We start from the raw sequence: 17,840 nt of genomic DNA, 5'->3' as shown, positions 1-17,840 counted from the left end.
CGCTACGGACGCACGACGCGGCCGGCCTGCTCCATCTTTTCGACGATCACGTACATGTTCGTGACATCGCCCACGGCAAGCTGGTCCTTAATGCCAAAGTGGTCGAGGCAGGTGCCGCAGGTAAGGATCTCGACACCCTGCTCGGCCAGGCCCTTGAGGTCGTCAAGCACCGGCGACCCCTCGACGGTGAGTTTGGCGCCGCCGTTGTAGAAGAGCATCGTGGCGGGCAGCTCCTCCTGCTGCGTCACGGCAAAGATAAAGGCCTTCATGAGCTTGTGGCCCAGCTCATCGTCGCCGCGACCCATGCAATCGGTGTAGACGGCCACGACCAGCTTGCCCTTGCCGGCGCTGGCGTCGCAGAAAGCGGCGCCGTCCTGCTCAGGATCGGCCACGGCAACGGCGCCGGCGGTCGCCACGATCACGTGCCACTCGGCATCGGCGACCTTCTCGACCGAGGCCGTGCAGCCCTTTTCCTGTGCCATCTTGGAGATGTTCTTGACGGCCGTCTCGTTGTCGACCGAGGTCACCACAGCACCCTCGCCATCAAGCTGCTTCAGAGCTTTGAGCGTCTTGACGACGGGCAGCGGGCAGGCATCGCCCATGGCATTGACTTCAATTTTGGTAGACATAGCAAATCCTTTCAAAAGGGACCGCCCAGAACAGTAGACGGTCGCATAAACGGTTTTCCTTAATGCACAACGTGAACGGCAGGACCACCCGGCACCGCCTCGCACACGCGGCCGATTGTGGCGGCAACGCGACCTTCGGCATGCAGGCGGCGGGCGAGCTCATCCACATCGGCAGCAGGCGCTGCGATGAGCAGGCCGCCCGAGGTCTGCGGATCGTACAGCGCATCCAGCATTCCCGGCTCCAGGTCATCGTCGGCCGCCACGCGCGGGCCAAAGAAATCCTGGTTGCGGTAGGCGCCGGCAGGGATAATGCCCAGACGCGCCATATTGAGCACCTGGTCAAAGAGCGGCACCGCCCCCGACACAAGCTCAATCTGCACACCTGAGCCCTCGGCCATCTCGCACGCGTGCCCGATCAGGCCAAAGCCCGTGACATCGGTGCAGCCGTGAAGCTCGAGGCCCTCGGCCAGACGAATCGGGGCCTCGTTGAGGGTGCGCATCGAGTCGAACATGGCTGCGGCCTCGTCCTGCTCGATGAGCTCGCCCTTAATGGCCGTGGTGATGATGCCAGAGCCGATCGCCTTGGTCAGCAGCAGGACATCGCCAGCGCGCGCGCCGCTGTTGGCGAGCATGCGGTCGAGCGAGACAAAGCCGCTCACGGACAGGCCGTACTTGGGCTCGTCGTCGTTGATGGTATGGCCGCCCGCGATGGAGCAACCCGCCTCGACGCACTTATCGGCGCCACCCGCCAGAATCTCACCTGCGACCTCGACGCCCAGGCAACTGGGAATGCACAGCAGGTTCATGGCATGGCTCGGTCGTCCACCCATGGCATAAATGTCCGACAGCGAGTTGGCCGCCGCGATCTGACCAAACAGGAACGGGTCGTCGACCATCGGCGGGAAGAAGTCGACGGACTGCACGAGGCCCAGGTTTTCGCCAACACGAAAAACACTAGCATCGTCGAAGGTATCGAACCCCACGAGCAGGTTGTCGTTATGCACATTGGGTAAGTCGCCCAGGACCTGGGCGAGGGCTCCAGGAGCCAACTTAGCGGCTCAACCGCTCGCGGCAGTCATAGACGTGAGCTTAATCTGATCGTCAGCCATCGATACCTCCTCTCATAGGTCAATCAGTTCCTCCCAGTATACGCATGGCGGCGCCGAGAGCGGGTGACTTATCGCGCCGGCCCTCTACGCGAGCGCCAGTGCGCGAATGGCCGCATCGACCGACGGCCAGCCCGACGGCATGACACAGGTCCACGCAATGGCGCCATCCGTTTTTCACCACCGCGGCCTTCGCGGCCGTCGAACCGATGTCGATACCAATGCCAACCTCGGCGTCCCCCCCCCTCGCATGTGACAAAGGGGCTGTCCCTTTGTCACATTATCGGCAAACCAGATGGATTCTCTTGGCATCGAAGTGCATGCGCAGCGTCTCGCCTGCTTGCGGCAGCTCATCGACAGGCATGCCCACTTTGTTGACCTTCCACTGCAGACGCGTGGGCGCATCGGCACGCGGCGCGTCCAGCAGCACCAGCCGCTCAAAGCGCGAATCGCTCACACGGGCCACGTGCAAATCATAGCTGTTGCGGCCCCGCGCGGTGCGATTGTCAACATGGAAGTAGCTCGCGCGAATGCCCAGGTACGCCACGTCGTCGGGCACCTCACGACCTACATTAAAGTTCATGCCCCAATCGAGGGCCTCGACCTCCTGGGGTCCGATCTTGCGCGCCCGGCTTGTGTTCTTGCAGCCCGTCAAGCGCAGCGCGGCCAAGGTTTGCGGCCGGCGGACTACATCTTCGACGGAGCCGATCTCCTCCACATGCCCGTTATGCATCACGCAGATGCGCTCGCACAGACGGCACGCCTCGTCGATGTCGTGGCTCACGTAGAGCACGGTGCGGTTGCACACATCGAACAAGTCGAGCATGTTCTGCTCGAGTGCGCTCTTAAGATAGGAATCGAGCGCGCTCATGGGCTCGTCGAACATAAAAATGCCCGGGTGCGCTGCCACCATACGCGCAAGCGCCACGCGTTGCTGCTGACCGCCCGAGAGGCGCGCGGGGTAGCGGTCGGCGAAATCGGCCAGTCCAAAGATACCCAGGTAGCGCTCGGCAAGTTGCCTGCGCGCCGCGGCGTCGCCTGCACCCTCAACGCCGGCGCACACGTTATCGGCCACCGTCATATTAGGGAACAGCTGATAGTTTTGGAACAGCAGGGCGCACTTGCGCTCCTGGGGCGACAGATTGATGCCCGACACCGAGTCAAAAAAGGTCACGCCGTTGACGACGATCTTGCCCTCGTCGGGCGTCTCCACGCCGGCAATACAGCGCAAGGTGCAGCTCTTGCCGCATCCGGAGGCGCCGAGCAGCGCCACGCGCTCCTCGCTGGCCTCAAGCTGCATGTCGAGCACAAACCCGGGATAGCGCTTTTTAATATCCAGAACGAGCGACATGGCTATCGACCTCCCTTTGCGACCGTGTCATCGCGCATGAGCTCGGCCAGCGCCTCGCGATCGATACGCAAGGCATCACCACCCGCCGGATCGAGCGAATCGCCCTGTCCGGCGAGTTCTTTGGCCTGCCTGCGCTCCGCGCAGGACAGGCCGCGCTCGCGGTACTTTTGCGAATGCGCCGTATACATATTGATGAACAGAATGACCAGGAAACTGAACACGATCACGACGGCGACCCAAAAGAGGGCCACCGACGTGTTGCCGCCCATCCACTCAAAGTAGATGGCGATGGGGATAGTCTGGGTAATGCCGGCGTAGTTGCCCGCAAAGAACAGGGTGCAGCCAAACTCGCCCATCGCGCGAGCGAAGGCGAGCACCGTGCCGGCGGCAATCGAGGGCCAGCCGAGCGGCATCATGAGCTTGGCAAAGATGCGACGTTCGGACCATCCCAAGGTTCGCGCGGCGTCGAGCATCTGCGTGTCGAGGCTCTCGAAGGCTCCGAGCGCCGTGCGGTAGACCAGCGGAAACGACACAACGACGGCCGAAATGACCGCCGCGGGCCAGGTAAAGACGATCGAGATGCCGTGCGCGATGAGCCACTGGCCCACCCCGGTCGAGCGGCCAAACAGCATGAGGAGCAGAAAGCCGCAGACCGTGGGCGGCAGCACCATAGGAATCGTAAAGACCGAGTCGAGCAGGCCCTTGATGCGACTCGAGGTACCCATAGTCTTCCACGCGGCGAACAGGCCCAGCGCAAAGGAGATCAGCAGGGCAAGGCCGCTCGTTTTTATGGACACCCAAAACGGGCGATAGTCGATGTCGCCCAAAAAGGAGGCCAGAGAGGTCCAGGGCCCCTGCTCATCCCGCAACACGACAGACGATGCTTCTACCATTTGAGCGCTATCAAGCCAACGCGCGCCGCCCTTGGCATCACCCGAGGCCGATGCAATCACCACATAGCGGTCCCCATCCGCACCGCGCTCGTCAAAGCCATAGGTATACCCGCCGGTATCAAACGTTGTTTCCGCCGTGACACACCAAGGAAGATCCACGTCCCCTAGCTGCGCACCTCCCATGGAGTTTGCGCTGTCGAGCTCACAGACGAGGGCCTTGAGACCCGATACGCACTCGTTGTCCTGCGGATCCAATCCATACTTCTCGACCGCCTTGGGCGATATCCACACCACAACGCGATCGGCAGCAGGCGCCACTACAAGGTCCACGTCCTCGTCAACGGGAAACCGGTAGCCCTCAGGCTGGCCCTCCATGGCACGAGCGGTCCCCTTGGCCAACCGCTCAAAACCCTCGATCCCATAGGAAAGCCCATGAGCGGTCGCAGCAACCTGGGCCCCGTCCTCAGCGTCCCCAGCAAACGCAAATCCCGGCACCCAGCAAAGCGCGAAGGTCAAAGCACAGGCGACAAGCATGCGGAATTTATTAAGCACGAAAAGCTCCAAGCGAATACAAGGACGGAGTGAAACACAAAACGATGGAATTATCGCGCCAAGCCGCACTACGCGGAAAGCTCAAAGCCGTAGTTAGCCCAAATCTTCTGGGCGGACTTGCTGGACAGGCAGAAGTCGATGAACGCCTTGGCCTCGTCGGCGTGCTCGGAGATCTCGGCAACGGCACCCGGATACACGACGGGCTTATGCGAGTCCTCGGGGCACACGAAAGCCTCCTCGATGCCGTCATAGCGGAAGATATCAGAGCTGTAGACAAAACCTGCCACGCAGTCGCCCGTAGAGACGTAGGCCGCAGCGGTGCCGACCTTGTCGGCCAGGGCAACCTTGTCGGCGAGCTCGGGTGCATATTCGCCGTCGTCGCCCTCGGTGCCAGTATAGAGGCCCACGGAGGCCAGCGCCTGGTTGGCATACTTGCCGGCGGGGACGGTCTTGGCGTCGCCGATGGCGATCTTGCCGTCCAGATTCGCAACGTCGGCGATGGCCTCGATCTTGGTGTTGGAGCCCTCAGCGCGAATGATCACAAGGTCGTTGACGAACATATCCTCACGGGTGTCGGTGTCGACGAGCCCGGCGGTCTCGGCGTCGTCCATGGTGCCCTTGGAAGCGGTGATGAGCACGTCGACCGTGGCGCCGGCACGCATCTGCTCGACGAGGTCGCCGGAGGCCTTAAACTGCGTGTCGGCAAACGTGGTGCCGGTCTGCTCGGTGTAGAGCTCTTGAACCTCGGGCAGGGCCCTCTCGAGCGAGTTGGCGGCAAAGACCTGCAGCTCGACAGCCTTCTTCTTAGAGGAAGACTTGGCGGAGCCGGCATCTGAACCAGCGAGCTCGGACGTCTTGCTGCCCGAGCAGCCAGCAAGACCAAGGCCGGCAGCGGCGACAGCAGAAAGCGAGACAAAACCGCGGCGAGAAACCAAATCGAACATATTCAACCCTTTCGGACCTTATGCCCGGGCACCCCACCGCGGGCTTTAATCTGCAATCAGATTATACTTCTGCGCGAATAATGATAGTGAGAAATTATTCTCACCAGAGAATATAGTTTCGAGTTAGCGTACACCTCGGCGTCGCTTCGGCGGAAAACAAAGGCGGAGCAGCCCGTAAGGTCGCTCCGCCGCAGGTAAGCCGCTTAGTTGGTATGTCCGCCGCCCGCCGTCATCTGGGCCGCATGCTCCAGCTGGTCGCTCACGGCCTCCCAGCTTTCGCAGGCGGCCTTCGTAGAACCGGGAAAGTTTACGACAAGTGTATGACCTCGTTGCATGCAAATAGCGCGTGAGAGCATGGCGCGGCGCGTCTTGGTCATCGAGTACGCACGGATTGTCTCGGCAATACCCGGCACATCGCGGTCGCAAACGGCACGCGTCGCCTCGGGCGTCACATCGCGCATCGAAAGCCCCGTGCCGCCGCAGGTGAGCACGACATTGGCGTGGCACTCATCGGCGGCTTCCACAATGGCATCACCAATCTCGCTGACGTCGTCGCGCACGACCACATGTGAGGCGACCGTCCAGCCCTGCGCCTCGATGAGTTCCTCGAGTGCGGCTCCGGCCTCGTCCTGAGCAAGATCGCGCGTATCCGAGCACGTCACGATTGAAATCTTCAACTCCATAGCGATCCTCCTATAGCACCGTTCCCTCAGGCAGGTCGACGCGAACAACGTCCACGACATCTCCCGCCTTGAGCTCGCACGGTCCTTCGTCAATACGCAGCAGGCAGTTGGCCCGCTGCATCGTGCCGAGCAGCGCCGAATTCTGCGTCTTGGCCTCGGTCACCAACAGCTCACCGGTCTCGGGGTCGCGCAAAACCGTGGCGCGATCGAAGAAGCGTCGGTCCTGGCGCTTTTTCACGCCGTGTGTGAGCGTCGCCTGCTGCACGGGACGCGCCCCCTCGGCAAAACCACGCATCTTGCGGATCGCCGGGCGCGCGAGCATCTCAAAGCCCACATACGCCGCCGCTGGATTGCCCGAAAGCCCCAGGTAGGGCTTGCCCCCAAGCAGGCCAAACGTGATGGCCTTGCCGGGACGCATCGAGATGCGATCGAACAGTACCTCGCCCTCGCGCCGGACGAGCGCCGTCACATAGTCGTAGTCGCCCGCCGAGGCGCCACCGCTCGTAATGACAAAATCGCACTCCTGCACGGCATGATGCACCAGCTCGGCGATCGCCTGCTCATCATCGGGCGCAATGCCGTAGAACACGGGCTCGGCGCCGGCATCGAGTGCCTCGGCCATCAGCGCCGAGGAGTTGGAATCGCGAATCTGACCACGCGCCGGCAGCTCACTCGGCGCGACCAGCTCCGTGCCCAGCGAGATGATGCCCACACGTGGGGCAGCGTGCACCTTCACGCTCGCGTATCCGGCGCTTGCCAGCAAGCCGGCGCCGGCCGGAGCCACGACCTCGCCGGCGTGCATCACAACATCGCCGGCATGGGCCTCCTCGGCAGCAGAGCGAACGTTCTCCCCTACCTTGGCCGGCGCCGAGAAGCTCACGCGTGAGCCCTCGTTGCCATTGCCGTCAAGCACCTCGACAATCTCGTATTTCACCACGGCATCCGCACCCTCGGGCACCGGCGCACCCGTCATGATGCGGACCGCCTCGCCCGGGGCGATTGCGCCCTCAAACACATGGCCCGCGGCCTCGTGTCCGATAACGTCGAGCGTCACCGGCGCCTCGCCAGACGCCTGCACCAAGTCCGCCGAGCGCACGGCATATCCGTCCATAGCGCTGTTGGCAAACGGCGAGATGTCGATATCGGCCACCGCGTCCTCGGCCAAGGGAAGACCGGCGGCCTGCCACACGGGAATCTCGATGAGATCCGTCGGAACAACATGCGACAGAACAATCGACTGCGCGTCCTCCAGCGGAATGAGTTTCTCTGCCATATGCACCTCTTAATGCCACGGCGCACAACAGGAGCGCCGATTCTTTATGCTTGTCTCAGTATAATCCCCCGACGCACGACCGCGACTCGGCCTGTACCCGCAAATACACCTGTCGGTTGCAGGCCGCGAAACAGAATGGAAACCAACCCACCGGCTCGTCGCGTTTACCGCGTTTTATAATGCTTGCGTTACAACCTAAAAGAGGAACATATGGCTCATAACGACAAACCCGAAAGCGCAAACGAGGCGCAGGATCATTCCCAGCCGCTCGACGACGGCGGCCTTTTCTCCCTTAGCGACGTCATCATGGCAGGCAGGCAACAGCTCACCCGCTCCGAGCATCTCTTGGCTGCCGACACACTCCGCAACGCCCGCAACCTACTCGCGAGCGCTAAGTTGCTCGTACTCGTCGTCATCGTCTCGCTCGCCATGGGCGTTGCCGCTTGGGCGTTTTTGGCCTCGCTGAATATCGCGACCGACTATCGCGAGCACCATGCATGGGTCTACGCCTTGCTTCCTGTTGTGGGCGTTGCCACCGCATGGGTGTACAAAAACCACGGCCTTGCCGCCAAACGAGGCAACAACCTGGTCATCGACTCCGCTCTGGGCACACGTCTCATCCATATGCGCATGGCCGTCCTCACCTTCGTCTGCTCCACGCTCACGCACCTAACGGGCGGATCGGCCGGTCGCGAGGGAGCCGCGGTACAGATTGGCGGCACCATCGCCAGCAACATCTCGAGCCTCGCCCACCTCAAAAAGCATGACCACCACGACCTCATGCTCGCCGGCATCTCGTCGGCCTTTGGCGCCGTATTCGGTTCGCCCCTTGCCGGCGCGTTCTTTGGCATGGAGATGTGTTTTATCGGCAAGATCGACTACACCGCGGGCATCTACTGTCTGGTCGCCTCGTTTACCGGCTACTTTACATCACTCGCCCTGGGTACCGAGTACGAAGCGAATGTCATCGCCAGCGTTCCCAACATGACACCACGGACGGTTGCCATCGTTGTTATCAGCGCCATTATCTTCGGTCTGACGGCACGCCTCTTTGCCTGGTCGGTTCGAACCGTCAAAAGCCTGTACGGTCGCTTTATCACCAACTACCTTGCTCGCGCACTCGTGGGCGCGCTCGTGGTGCTCGCGGCATACGCGATGCTCGACGCCTGGAAGTATGCCGGCCTTGCCACCTGGCTCTCGGGCGCCGGGTTCGCCGGTAACACGACCCTTGCCGACGCAGCCATCAAGCTCGTGGTGACGGCGCTTACCCTGGGTGCGGGCTTCCAAGGCGGCGAGGTCACGCCCCTGTTTGGCATCGGCGCGGCGCTCGGCGGCTGGATCGGTTGCCTCGTCGGTATCGACCCCAGCTTTCTGGCGGCGCTGGGCATGCTCGGTGTTTTCTGCGCCGGCCTTAACGTGCCCATCACCACCTGTATGATGGCCATCGACCTGTTCCACGGCACGGCAGCCGGCTTCTTCGTGATCGTGGCGTTTATCAGCTATCTTGTCGGCGGCCACCGCGGCGTATATCCCGCGCAGCGCATTGTCTCGCCTAAACGCCGTTCGCTTATTGTGGATGAGGGCGGTACGGTAGCGGATGCTATCGAGCGCCACAACGACCTGATAGAGTAGACGTTAGTATTCGCCGTGCAGCCACAATCGGGGGCAATTCGACCTGAGCGCGACCGCACCGTCACGTCATACGCCAGGAGTCGCCCCATGCACGCAACTGATTTTGGTCGCACGCTCATAATCGCCAACCCTGCCGCCCAGTCGGGTGCGGCGCGCGAGGTCGCTGAGCGCCTGCAGCGCTTTTTGGACATGACCGCGCGCGCATCCCAGTTTGATCTGGTGCTAACCGAGCACATGGGACACGCCAAGGAGCTTGCCGCACAGGCTCAGGGCTATCGTACCGTTATCGCACTCGGCGGCGACGGCGTGATCCACGAGGTCGTCAACGGGCTTATGACACAGGATGAGGCGGTCCGGCCCGCTCTTGCCGTCCTGCCCGTAGGCTCCGGCAACGATTTTGCCCAAACGCTCGGTATCGATGATTTCTCCGGTAAGGATTTTGGCGCGCTGCTCACCTGCGAGCTGCAGCGTCAGGACATCGGGCGCATTCGCTCATGGAACCCCGCAAACGGCAGCGGCGAGGCTTCCGTTGTGTACTACGACCAGACGCTTTCGGTCGGCATCGATGCCGCCATCGGCCTGGGCACCACCGAGCTGCGCAAAAAGACCGGCTTGACGGGCGCGCCGCTCTACACCCTCTCGGGTCTGGAGCAGTTTGGCCTGCGCTATCGCAACTACCTCATGACAGTCAGCTTTGACGGGGCGCCCGCCGAGCGCGTGAGGGCGATTATCATGGCGATTCAGCTGGGCCCCACGTATGGCTCGGGCTATCGCATCTGCCCCGATGCCGACCCCTGCGACGGCATGCTCGACGTCTGCTACGCATGCGGCCCCGTCCCTCGCGCGATTGCCCTGCCTATGTTCCTCTCGGCCAAAGACGGCCACCATACCAAGTTGCCACCGGTTCGCATGCGCCGCTGCCGCCATGCCGAGCTCACCTTTGAGGAGCCCGACTACCCCATCCAAGCCGACGGCGAGCCCATCGTCGCCTCGCGCATCGAGGTCGACATCCTCGCCGGCGCCCTCCATGTCTGGCGCCCCACCCGCTAACCCAACCTAAGTTGCGGTGAAATAGGGACTGTTTATGCAGCAAGTGCCGCAAAACAATCCCTATTTCACCGCAACTTATGAGGAGGCTATTCGTCGCTGCCCGGTTTGCGACGGTTGGCCTTTTTAATGGCGTTGAAGTGCTTGTCATTGAGCCTGCGCTGGCGAGAGCGCTGAGGCACCTTGGTCTTTACGCGTCGGCGCGGTGGACGCCCGCGACGCTCAAGCTCAGCGCGCAGCTTACGCAGGCAGCTGCTACGGTTTTGGAACTGACTGCGGCTCTCGCGCGCCGTCACGGTAATCCCCGTGGGCCCATGCTTCATGCGCACCGCCGAGTCCGTCGTGTTCACGCCCTGCCCACCCGGGCCCGTCGCGCGAAACACCTGAACCTCGCAATCGCGTGCCAACTCCTCGACCGACATCTCGGCATAGTGCGCATACTCACGCCATCCCATCTTGTTCTCATCCATATCAACACCTCCCCTCATACAAAAAATGTGACAAAGGGACAGTCCCTTTGTCACATCGCATACCAATCGCTTGTGTTGCGCGCTTAGGCGAAGGTGATCTCGCCGGTCTCGCAGTCCATATCGGCGATGCGGGCCAAGCTCTCGACGCGGAAGCCGCGCTCGCGGAGCTTATCGCCGCCGCCCTGGAAGCCCTTCTCCACTGCAATGCCAATACCGGACACCTCGGCACCCGCAGCCTCGCAGATCTTGATGAGACCCTCGAGCGCGCAGCCGTTGGCCAGGAAGTCGTCGATAATCAGGACCTTGTCGCCCTCGGACAGGAAGCGCTTGCCGACGATGACCGGGTACTCCTTCTGCTTGGTAAAGGAGTAGATGGTCGTGGCATACTGCTCGCCGTCAAGGTTGATAGACTGCGCCTTCTTGGCAAAGACCACCGGCACGCCGCCAAAATGCTGAGCCGCGATGCAAGCCATGCCAATGCCCGAAGCCTCGATCGTCAGGATCTTGTTGATCTCGACACCCTCGAACAGACGGGCCCACTCGGCACCCATGTGGTCGAACAGCTCAACGTCGCACTGGTGGTTGAGGAAGGCGTCAACCTTAAGGACGTTACCGGCCTTTACGATGCCGTCATGGCGAATACGATCCTCAAGCTCCTGCATGGCGCAACCCCTTCTCGCGGCAACGATACCGCGCGATTAATAAACGTTGTTCGATAGTCTACCACGGACCGACCCCCGCCCGTCCCACAAGCCGCATCGCACCATAAAGCCGCAAGACCAGTAGATGGGCCGATTCGTGGCAAGCCTGCCTCCACAAGCTAATGGCGGGCGCGCACCCTCACCAAACGCACCATGGCAAGCGCAAAGCCCACGGCGGCCACAGCCATGAGCACGTAGAACACCGAACGGAAACCAAACAGGAACACATCCGGACGGCCTGCAACAAAACTGGTCACGGCCTCGCCCATCGCCACGCTCATCTGCCCATACAGGATATGCGACGCCGCCGTAATGCCCACCGCCATACCCGCATAGCGCGCTAGACTACCCAAGCTGCCTGCAAAACCGAGCGCCTCGCGCGGGGCCGAACCCATATACAGCGAGTTGTTGGGGCTCTGGAAAATCGACGTGCCGCACGACATAAACGCGGCACAGCACACGATCACAGGGGTAGAAGAGTGCTCGTCGAGCGTGCTTACCGCAAAGAGACCGCACACGTACACGCCCAGGCCGACCGCCGTGGGGCCCTCGCAGCCAACACGGTCCGAAACCGTTCCAGAAAGCGGGCCGATAAAGGCATTCACCATCGGCAGTGCCAAAAAGAGCAGTCCGGAAATATCGGAGCTAAAGCCATGGGCGTCCTGAAAATAGAACGGCAGAATAAACTCGGATGCGCCAATGCCAACGAACACGATGAGCATGCAGGCAAGGTTGATGGTAAAGGCCGAATTTGCAAAGCAGCGACGAGCAGCCTCGATCAGGGACATGGGACGCTCGCCGGCCTCCGGCTTAACATGCGGCAGCGTATAGAGCCCCACGATAAACGAGATGACGCCAATGGGCAGGTTGATGAGGAAGATACTCTCCCAGGGAAAGCTTGCCACCAGCATGCCACCGAGCACGGGGCCACACATCATGCCGAGGGCCACGAAGGTCGCGAGAATACCCATAGCACGACCGCGTTCGCGCGCCGGAAACGACTCGGTGATGATACCCATGTTGTTGGCCATGGCCGCCGCGCAACCGACGCCCTGAACAATACGTGCCAGAATAAGAACCTCGAGCGAGGCCGAAAGGCCACAAAGCAGCGAGCCAACCGTAAAGACGATGACGCCCAGCTGGAACACATTCACCTTGCCGCGCACGTCGCCCAGGCGGCCAAACGGCAGCATAGCCACGCATGTCGCAAGCAGGTACACCGAACTCACCAGCTGAATGCGATCGAGGCCCACGCCCAGTTCCTTTTGCATCACGGGCAACGCCACGGTCACGACGGTCGAATCCAGGCACACCATAAACGTCATGATGAGCACGGTAAACAGAATCGCCCACTTGTTCTTGCCATGGGTGTCGCCCTCAAGGGCAATGTGCTCGCGGCGCAGCTGCTCTGCGGTTTTCTCCATATCCATCCTTTCGAGTGGCGCAACGCAAAAACGGGACCCCGATCGCCTGCAAACAGTCGCGATTGGGGTCCCGCCTACGGAATCGGAACGAAAGGTCGTCGAAGCTTTCTGCCAGCATCGGCGCCTCGTGCGAACGCTAGCCTAGCACTGCTCGAGCGCCTGCTCAAGGTCGGCAATCAGATCGGCCGTGTCCTCGAGACCGCACGACAGGCGTACCATGTCGGCAGAGATGCCGCAGGCGATGAGCTCCTCATCGTTCATTTGGCGATGGGTGGCGTTTGCCGGATGCAAGCAGCAGGTGCGGGCGTCGGCCACGTGCGTGGCGATCTGGGCGAGCTTAAGGCTCTTCATAAAGGTCTCGGCCGCCGCGCGACCACCGTTAAAGCCAAAGCTCACGACGCCGCAAGTACCGTTGGGCATGTACTTCTGAGCGATGTCATAGTACTTGTCGCCCTCCAGGCCCGGATAGCTCACGAAGCGTACCTTGGGGTGGCTCTGCAGGAACTTGGCGACCGCCAGACCATTCTCACAATGGCGCGGCATGCGCACGTGCAGGCTCTCGAGCGAGCTGTTCAGGAAGAACGCCGCCTGCGGGTTCTGCATGGGGCCGAGGTCGCGCATAAGCTGCGCAGTGGCCTTGGTAATAAAGGCGCCCTCGCGACCGAACTTCTCGGCATAGGTCACGCCGTGGTAGCTCTCGTCAGGCGTGGTGAGACCCGGGAACTTGTCCGCATGGGCCATCCAGTCAAACTGGCCATGGTCGACGATCACGCCACCCAGGTAGGCCGCATGGCCATCCATGTACTTAGTGGTGGAGTGCGTGACGATGTCGGCGCCCCACTCAAAGGGACGGCACATCACGGGCGTCGGGAAGGTGTTGTCGACCATCAGCGGTACGCCGTGGTCGTGCGCGGCCTTGGCAAAGCGCTCAATATCGAGCACGGCAAGGGCGGGGTTAGCAATCGTCTCGCCAAAGACAAGCTTGGTGTTGGGCTGGAAGGCTGCCTCGAGCTCCTCGTCGGTGCAGTCGGGGGCAACGAACGTGCAGGTCAAGCCCATACGACCCATGGTGTGAGCCAACAGGTTGTAGGTACCGCCGTAGATGGCGGAGCTCGCGACCACGTGATCGCCGGCGCCGGCAACGTTAAAGATCGCGAGGAAGTTCGCGGCCATGCCCGAGCTCGTGAGCATCGCTGCGGTGCCGCCCTCCATCTCGCAGATCTTGGCGGCAACCAAATCGCACGTGGGATTCTGCAGACGGCTGTAGAAATAGCCCGACTCCTCCAGGTCAAACAGCTTGCCCATGTGCTCGGACGTGTCGTACTTCCACGTGGTGGACTGGTAGATGGGCACCTGGCGCGGCTCCGCATCTCCCGGGTGATACCCGCCCTGAACACATGTCGTACCGATGGTCTGCTCGCTCATATCCAACTCCCTTACTTGGGTTTTGTTTTTATTCGGTTCACGATACCGCTACCCTGCACCCCTCTCAACCCATCCCCAAGGTAGGTTATGGGACAAATTGATCAGGGGTATTTATCTCAAGCCTTGGGCATTTGCTCGATAGATAAAAATGAGGCATCCATGAAGCTCTCGATGATTACACGCACCGTCATGGGTACCATAGGCGGGCACACCGTGACTAAGGAGACAACGATGAAGCAAATCGATACGGCCCAGCTCGACATCACCGCCTGTCAGGCTCAGGCTGCCGAATACCATGCCCGCGGCTTCAACTGCGCCCAGGCCGTCGCCTGCACGCTCGCACCTGCCGTCGGACTCGACCCCCAGGTCGCCTTTACCCTCACCGAGGGCTTTGGCGCCGGCATGGGCGGCATGACCGAAACCTGCGGCGCCATCTCGGGCGCCGTGGCCATCATGGGTTTTGTAATGAGCGACGGCATGGAAAACCCCAAGACCAAGGGCCAGACCTACAAGCTGTCGCGCGAAATCGCCAAGCGTTTTAAAACGAAGAACACAACGACCGTCTGCGGCACGCTCAAGGGCGTCGGATCGGATAAGGGTCCGCTCCGCAGCTGCCCTGGTTGCATCGACGATGCCGTCGAGATCGCCTGCGATGTGCTAAAGCAGCTCGCCGAGTAAACGGCAGCAACAGAAAACGACGGCCGGCGCGCTTGGGATCCATCCAAAAGCACGCCGGCCGTCGCCATTAGAACTCGGCAAATTCGGGAGCGCCGACCTCGATCTCCTCGCGCCCCGCCATAAGCTCGCGCATCTTGGCGCAAAATAGCTCCTGCTCCCCCGCCTTAAACACCAAGTGAAGTGTCACGGCATCCGCGTAATCGGTATCCGAAACCTTGGCACCCGAATCCTGCGCCAAACGAAGCACCTGCTCATACTGCGGATAGGCCACATGCACGTCAACAGGCACGACACTCGTCATCTCGACAATCTGCCCGGCCTCCCGAGCAGCTGCCACCGCCGCCTGCGTCGCCGCAGTATAGGCGCGCACCAAGCCACCAGGTCCCAACAGCGTGCCACCAAAATAGCGCGTCACAACGCAGCAAACATTTTTGAGCTCTGCGCCGCGCAACACCTCGAGCGTCGGCATACCGCTCGTGCGGCTCGGCTCACCATCATCGCTCTGGCGCTCGCGTCCATCGACTAAAATCCACGCGGGAACATTGTGTCGAGCGTCGTAATGACGCTTGCGAACCATCTCGATAAAGGCATTCGCCTCATCCTCGGACTCAATATGGACCAGCTGGGCAATAAATCGGCTCTTGCGGTCCACAAACTCGCCCGAAACCTCAATATTTGATTGCAGAGTTAAATAGCTGTCCAACAAAGCCCCTCAACAACAAGCAAAGCAACAAACAGCCTCAATAATACGGCAGAAACCGTACCGTTGCCCTCGCCAACAAGAACGGAAACGCCAATGATGCCGTCACCAATAGCGAGAACCCGTCAGCGCGAGCAAGGTGCCTTGAAAGACAAGGGCATTGACCTTTTGGTCATGCCCGAAGGCTTAAAAGGCAGATTGCCGCGCTGACGGGTTCGCAGCGTCAACATAGTTGCCGAGTGGGCCTATAAGCCGGGTTCTGTCGTGAACGGTCATTTATCTTGTCTGCACGTTACCGTGCAGCTCCACGCACGCTACCCGAACGCGGACCGGGCCGGCCCATAGCGTTCCTATTCGCGCTTGCTCCGGATGGGGCTTGCCAAGCCGCCGTGTTGCCACGACGCTGGTGGTCTCTTACACCACCGTTTCAGCTTTTCCCTTTACGCCTTACGACGCAGGTGGGAGTCTTCTTTTCTGCGGCGCTTTCCGTCGGATCACTCCGCCCGGCCGTTAGCCGGCATCCCGCCCTCTGGAGCCCGGACTTTCCTCACGCGTGCTGCAAGCAGCACATCGCGCGACCGTCTGGCCCACTCAGCAGTGCAAGAGTGTAGCACACCGTTGCCGCAGGCAGTGGCACAACACAAGCGTTCGACACGATAAACCAAGAACCGCCATGCGTTACAATGGTCCTGTCGATGGGCAACGTCGTCAGTCGAGACGCGACCGCGCTCCGCACCCCTCCGTCTACTCGGTGTGTTCCCGCCTCCTCCCCGAGGCGGGATGTCGGCATTTTTCATGCACCGACAACCCAATAGCAAACAGACAACCCGGGCAGCATTGCGCACGGATAGCATCGCGCGCCTCAGCAGCAAATGCAAAAAGGGACCCGTCCATTGCGGACGGATCCCTTAAAACAAGTGATCGTCAAACCGATTTACTCGGCGTCGGTCTCCTCGTCCTTCTTCTCGGAAGGAAGCGGGGTAACCTCGATCTCGACGCCCAGAGTCTCAGCAGCAGACTTCATGGACAGGGAGATGCGACGACGGTCGAGGTCGATCTCCATGACCTTGACCTGAACCTTGTCGCCCACGTGGGTGACCTGAGAAGGCTGGTCGACGTGCTTGTTGGCCATCTCGGAGATGTGCACCAGGCCCTCGATGCCCTCGCCCAGGTCGACGAAAGCGCCGAACGGGACAAGCTTGGTCACAGTGCCCTCGACGATAGCGCCGACGGGGTACTTCTTGACCAGTGCGCGCCACGGATCCTCGGTGGTCTGCTTGAGACCCAGGGAGATGCGCTCGCGGTTGAGATCGACGTCGAGAACCTCGACCTCGACCTCCTGGCCGACCTTGACAACCTCGGAAGGATGGTTGACGTGGTTCCAGGAGAGCTCGGAGATGTGGATGAGGCCGTCGATACCGCCGAGATCGACGAAGGCGCCGAAGTCGACGATGGAGGAAACGGTGCCCTGGAGACGCATGCCAGACTTGAGCTTGGACAGGATCTCGGAGCGCTCAGCCTTACGGGACTCCTCGAGCACGACGCGACGGGAGAGGACGACGTTGTTGCGGTTGCGATCCATCTCGATGACGCGGGCCTCGATGCGGGTGCCCATGTAGGAGGTGAGGTCCTTGACGCGACGGAGGTCGACGAGGGAAGCGGGCAGGAAGCCACGCAGGCCGATGTCGAGGATCAGGCCGCCCTTGACAACCTCGATAACCTCGCCCTCGACGTTCTCGCCGGAGTTGAACTTCTCCTCGATGCGGTTCCAAGCACGCTCGTACTCGGCACGCTTCTTGGACAGGACCAGACGACCGTCCTTGTCCTCCTTCTGGAGAACCAGAGCCTCGATGGGATCACCGAGTGCAACGATGTCTGCAGGGTTAGCGTCCTTGCGGATGGACAGCTCGCGGACCGGGATAACGCCCTCGGACTTAAATCCGATGTCAACGAGCACCTCGTCATGCTCGATCTTAACGACAGTGCCGTTAACGAGATCGCCCTCATCAAAGTCGGTAATCGTACCGTCGATGAGGTTGTTCATCTCCTCCTCGTTGACATCGTCAAGAGAGAAAATGGACGAGTTCTGAATCTCACTCAAAGGTGGACCCCTTTCGAACTACGGGGCCCCGATTGCTAGGACCTACAGAAGGGTGCGACAAGCACACAACGTTTAGGAACACTCGGGAGCCGACAGATACTAATGTGACGCTTATGCAATCACGTTCGTATAGATTACGGGGAAATTACTTCGATTTCAAGCGCGAACTGCGATTTTTTACTCGTATGGAGACTTTTTCGCAATCTTGTGGACGACCGTCTCCATAAGTTG

Annotated in this window: 16 protein-coding genes and 1 other RNA gene; 3 read left to right on the top strand and 14 right to left on the bottom strand. The window is 61.0% G+C overall.

The window, feature by feature from the left end:
• Positions 1 to 2: 2 nt before the first annotated feature.
• The 7 genes from yedF to glp form a co-directional block, all read right to left on the bottom strand.
• The gene (gene yedF / locus ACGHEN_RS04205) at positions 3 to 629 is read right to left on the bottom strand and encodes a sulfurtransferase-like selenium metabolism protein YedF (RefSeq protein ID WP_117629428.1); all 627 of its coding nucleotides are present in this window, start codon (positions 627 to 629) and stop codon (positions 3 to 5) included.
• A gap of 59 nt (positions 630 to 688) precedes the next feature.
• Positions 689 to 1,738, bottom strand: a complete 1,050-nt coding sequence (gene selD, locus ACGHEN_RS04200; RefSeq protein WP_390397490.1) for a selenide, water dikinase SelD — start codon at positions 1,736 to 1,738, stop codon at positions 689 to 691.
• Positions 1,739 to 2,015: 277 nt separating this feature from the next.
• On the bottom strand, positions 2,016 to 3,086 hold the full coding sequence (locus tag ACGHEN_RS04195) for a sulfate/molybdate ABC transporter ATP-binding protein (RefSeq protein ID WP_390397487.1): 1,071 nt from the start codon (positions 3,084 to 3,086) through the stop codon (positions 2,016 to 2,018).
• 2 nt (positions 3,087 to 3,088) lie between these two features.
• Entirely contained in the window at positions 3,089 to 4,531 is a 1,443-nt protein-coding gene (modB, locus tag ACGHEN_RS04190; protein WP_390397485.1) for a molybdate ABC transporter permease subunit, read from the bottom strand.
• Between the two features lie 68 nt (positions 4,532 to 4,599).
• On the bottom strand, positions 4,600 to 5,475 hold the full coding sequence (gene modA / locus ACGHEN_RS04185) for a molybdate ABC transporter substrate-binding protein (RefSeq protein WP_390397483.1): 876 nt from the start codon (positions 5,473 to 5,475) through the stop codon (positions 4,600 to 4,602).
• A gap of 203 nt (positions 5,476 to 5,678) precedes the next feature.
• Positions 5,679 to 6,158, bottom strand: coding sequence for a molybdenum cofactor biosynthesis protein B (locus ACGHEN_RS04180; protein WP_390397481.1), 480 nt, complete (start codon positions 6,156 to 6,158; stop codon positions 5,679 to 5,681).
• A 10-nt stretch (positions 6,159 to 6,168) separates the two neighbouring features.
• Positions 6,169 to 7,431, bottom strand: a complete 1,263-nt coding sequence (gene glp / locus ACGHEN_RS04175) for a gephyrin-like molybdotransferase Glp (protein WP_390397478.1) — start codon at positions 7,429 to 7,431, stop codon at positions 6,169 to 6,171.
• Between the two features lie 210 nt (positions 7,432 to 7,641).
• Between glp and ACGHEN_RS04170 the strand changes: the two genes are divergently transcribed.
• Together ACGHEN_RS04170 and ACGHEN_RS04165 are read left to right on the top strand one after the other, a co-directional pair.
• A complete protein-coding gene (locus tag ACGHEN_RS04170) occupies positions 7,642 to 9,063 on the top strand; it encodes a chloride channel protein (protein WP_349125430.1) in 1,422 nt (473 codons plus the stop codon).
• Positions 9,064 to 9,150: 87 nt separating this feature from the next.
• Positions 9,151 to 10,113 carry a diacylglycerol kinase family protein gene (locus tag ACGHEN_RS04165; protein ID WP_349125429.1) on the top strand — a complete coding sequence of 321 codons (963 nt, stop codon included), beginning with the start codon at positions 9,151 to 9,153 and terminating at the stop codon, positions 10,111 to 10,113.
• Positions 10,114 to 10,199: 86 nt separating this feature from the next.
• On the opposite strand, the gene ACGHEN_RS04160 is transcribed toward ACGHEN_RS04165, so the two are convergent.
• The 4 genes from ACGHEN_RS04160 to ACGHEN_RS04145 form a co-directional block, all read right to left on the bottom strand.
• A complete protein-coding gene (locus ACGHEN_RS04160; protein WP_390397475.1) occupies positions 10,200 to 10,580 on the bottom strand; it encodes a peptide chain release factor-like protein in 381 nt (126 codons plus the stop codon).
• A gap of 83 nt (positions 10,581 to 10,663) precedes the next feature.
• Positions 10,664 to 11,242: a xanthine phosphoribosyltransferase gene (locus ACGHEN_RS04155; protein ID WP_022095227.1), complete on the bottom strand. Its 579-nt coding sequence runs from the start codon at positions 11,240 to 11,242 to the stop codon at positions 10,664 to 10,666.
• Positions 11,243 to 11,400: 158 nt separating this feature from the next.
• Positions 11,401 to 12,705: an MFS transporter gene (locus ACGHEN_RS04150; RefSeq protein WP_390397472.1), complete on the bottom strand. Its 1,305-nt coding sequence runs from the start codon at positions 12,703 to 12,705 to the stop codon at positions 11,401 to 11,403.
• A gap of 141 nt (positions 12,706 to 12,846) precedes the next feature.
• Positions 12,847 to 14,130 carry an O-acetylhomoserine aminocarboxypropyltransferase/cysteine synthase family protein gene (locus ACGHEN_RS04145; protein WP_055251624.1) on the bottom strand — a complete coding sequence of 428 codons (1,284 nt, stop codon included), beginning with the start codon at positions 14,128 to 14,130 and terminating at the stop codon, positions 12,847 to 12,849.
• Between the two features lie 231 nt (positions 14,131 to 14,361).
• Between ACGHEN_RS04145 and ACGHEN_RS04140 the strand changes: the two genes are divergently transcribed.
• Positions 14,362 to 14,808 (top strand): C-GCAxxG-C-C family protein, encoded by a 447-nt coding sequence (locus ACGHEN_RS04140; RefSeq protein WP_233542976.1) that lies wholly within the window; start codon positions 14,362 to 14,364, stop codon positions 14,806 to 14,808.
• A 67-nt stretch (positions 14,809 to 14,875) separates the two neighbouring features.
• Here ACGHEN_RS04140 and ACGHEN_RS04135 read toward each other — a convergent pair whose 3' ends face one another.
• The 3 genes from ACGHEN_RS04135 to rpsA form a co-directional block, all read right to left on the bottom strand.
• Complete coding sequence (locus ACGHEN_RS04135) at positions 14,876 to 15,514, bottom strand: YigZ family protein (RefSeq protein ID WP_390397468.1); 639 nt, start codon at positions 15,512 to 15,514, stop codon at positions 14,876 to 14,878.
• A 226-nt stretch (positions 15,515 to 15,740) separates the two neighbouring features.
• Positions 15,741 to 16,102, bottom strand: an RNA gene (gene rnpB / locus ACGHEN_RS04130) — RNase P RNA component class A.
• Positions 16,103 to 16,442: 340 nt separating this feature from the next.
• Complete coding sequence (rpsA, locus tag ACGHEN_RS04125) at positions 16,443 to 17,609, bottom strand: 30S ribosomal protein S1 (protein WP_022095232.1); 1,167 nt, start codon at positions 17,607 to 17,609, stop codon at positions 16,443 to 16,445.
• Between the last annotated feature and the right edge of the window lie 231 nt (positions 17,610 to 17,840).

Origin of the sequence: Collinsella sp. i06-0019-1H4 (assembly GCF_042849575.1) — a bacterium.
Lineage (GTDB): Bacteria > Actinomycetota > Coriobacteriia > Coriobacteriales > Coriobacteriaceae > Collinsella.
Note: the sequence above shows the minus strand (reverse complement) of the source record. Positions and strands in the feature narration are given on the sequence as shown.

Bases quoted from the DNA above. Each gene is read 5' to 3' on its own strand.
- yedF (WP_117629428.1), bottom strand. From the start codon at position 629: ATGTCTACCAAAATTGAAGTCAATGCCATGGGCGATGCCTGCCCGCTG.
- ACGHEN_RS04195 (WP_390397487.1), bottom strand. From the start codon at position 3,086: ATGTCGCTCGTTCTGGATATTAAAAAGCGCTATCCCGGGTTTGTGCTC.
- modA (WP_390397483.1), bottom strand. From the start codon at position 5,475: ATGTTCGATTTGGTTTCTCGCCGCGGTTTTGTCTCGCTTTCTGCTGTC.
- ACGHEN_RS04180 (WP_390397481.1), bottom strand. From the start codon at position 6,158: ATGGAGTTGAAGATTTCAATCGTGACGTGCTCGGATACGCGCGATCTT.
- glp (WP_390397478.1), bottom strand. From the start codon at position 7,431: ATGGCAGAGAAACTCATTCCGCTGGAGGACGCGCAGTCGATTGTTCTG.
- ACGHEN_RS04170 (WP_349125430.1), top strand. From the start codon at position 7,642: ATGGCTCATAACGACAAACCCGAAAGCGCAAACGAGGCGCAGGATCAT.
- ACGHEN_RS04165 (WP_349125429.1), top strand. From the start codon at position 9,151: ATGCACGCAACTGATTTTGGTCGCACGCTCATAATCGCCAACCCTGCC.
- ACGHEN_RS04160 (WP_390397475.1), bottom strand. From the start codon at position 10,580: ATGGATGAGAACAAGATGGGATGGCGTGAGTATGCGCACTATGCCGAG.
- ACGHEN_RS04155 (WP_022095227.1), bottom strand. From the start codon at position 11,242: ATGCAGGAGCTTGAGGATCGTATTCGCCATGACGGCATCGTAAAGGCC.
- ACGHEN_RS04150 (WP_390397472.1), bottom strand. From the start codon at position 12,705: ATGGAGAAAACCGCAGAGCAGCTGCGCCGCGAGCACATTGCCCTTGAG.
- ACGHEN_RS04145 (WP_055251624.1), bottom strand. From the start codon at position 14,130: ATGAGCGAGCAGACCATCGGTACGACATGTGTTCAGGGCGGGTATCAC.
- ACGHEN_RS04140 (WP_233542976.1), top strand. From the start codon at position 14,362: ATGAAGCAAATCGATACGGCCCAGCTCGACATCACCGCCTGTCAGGCT.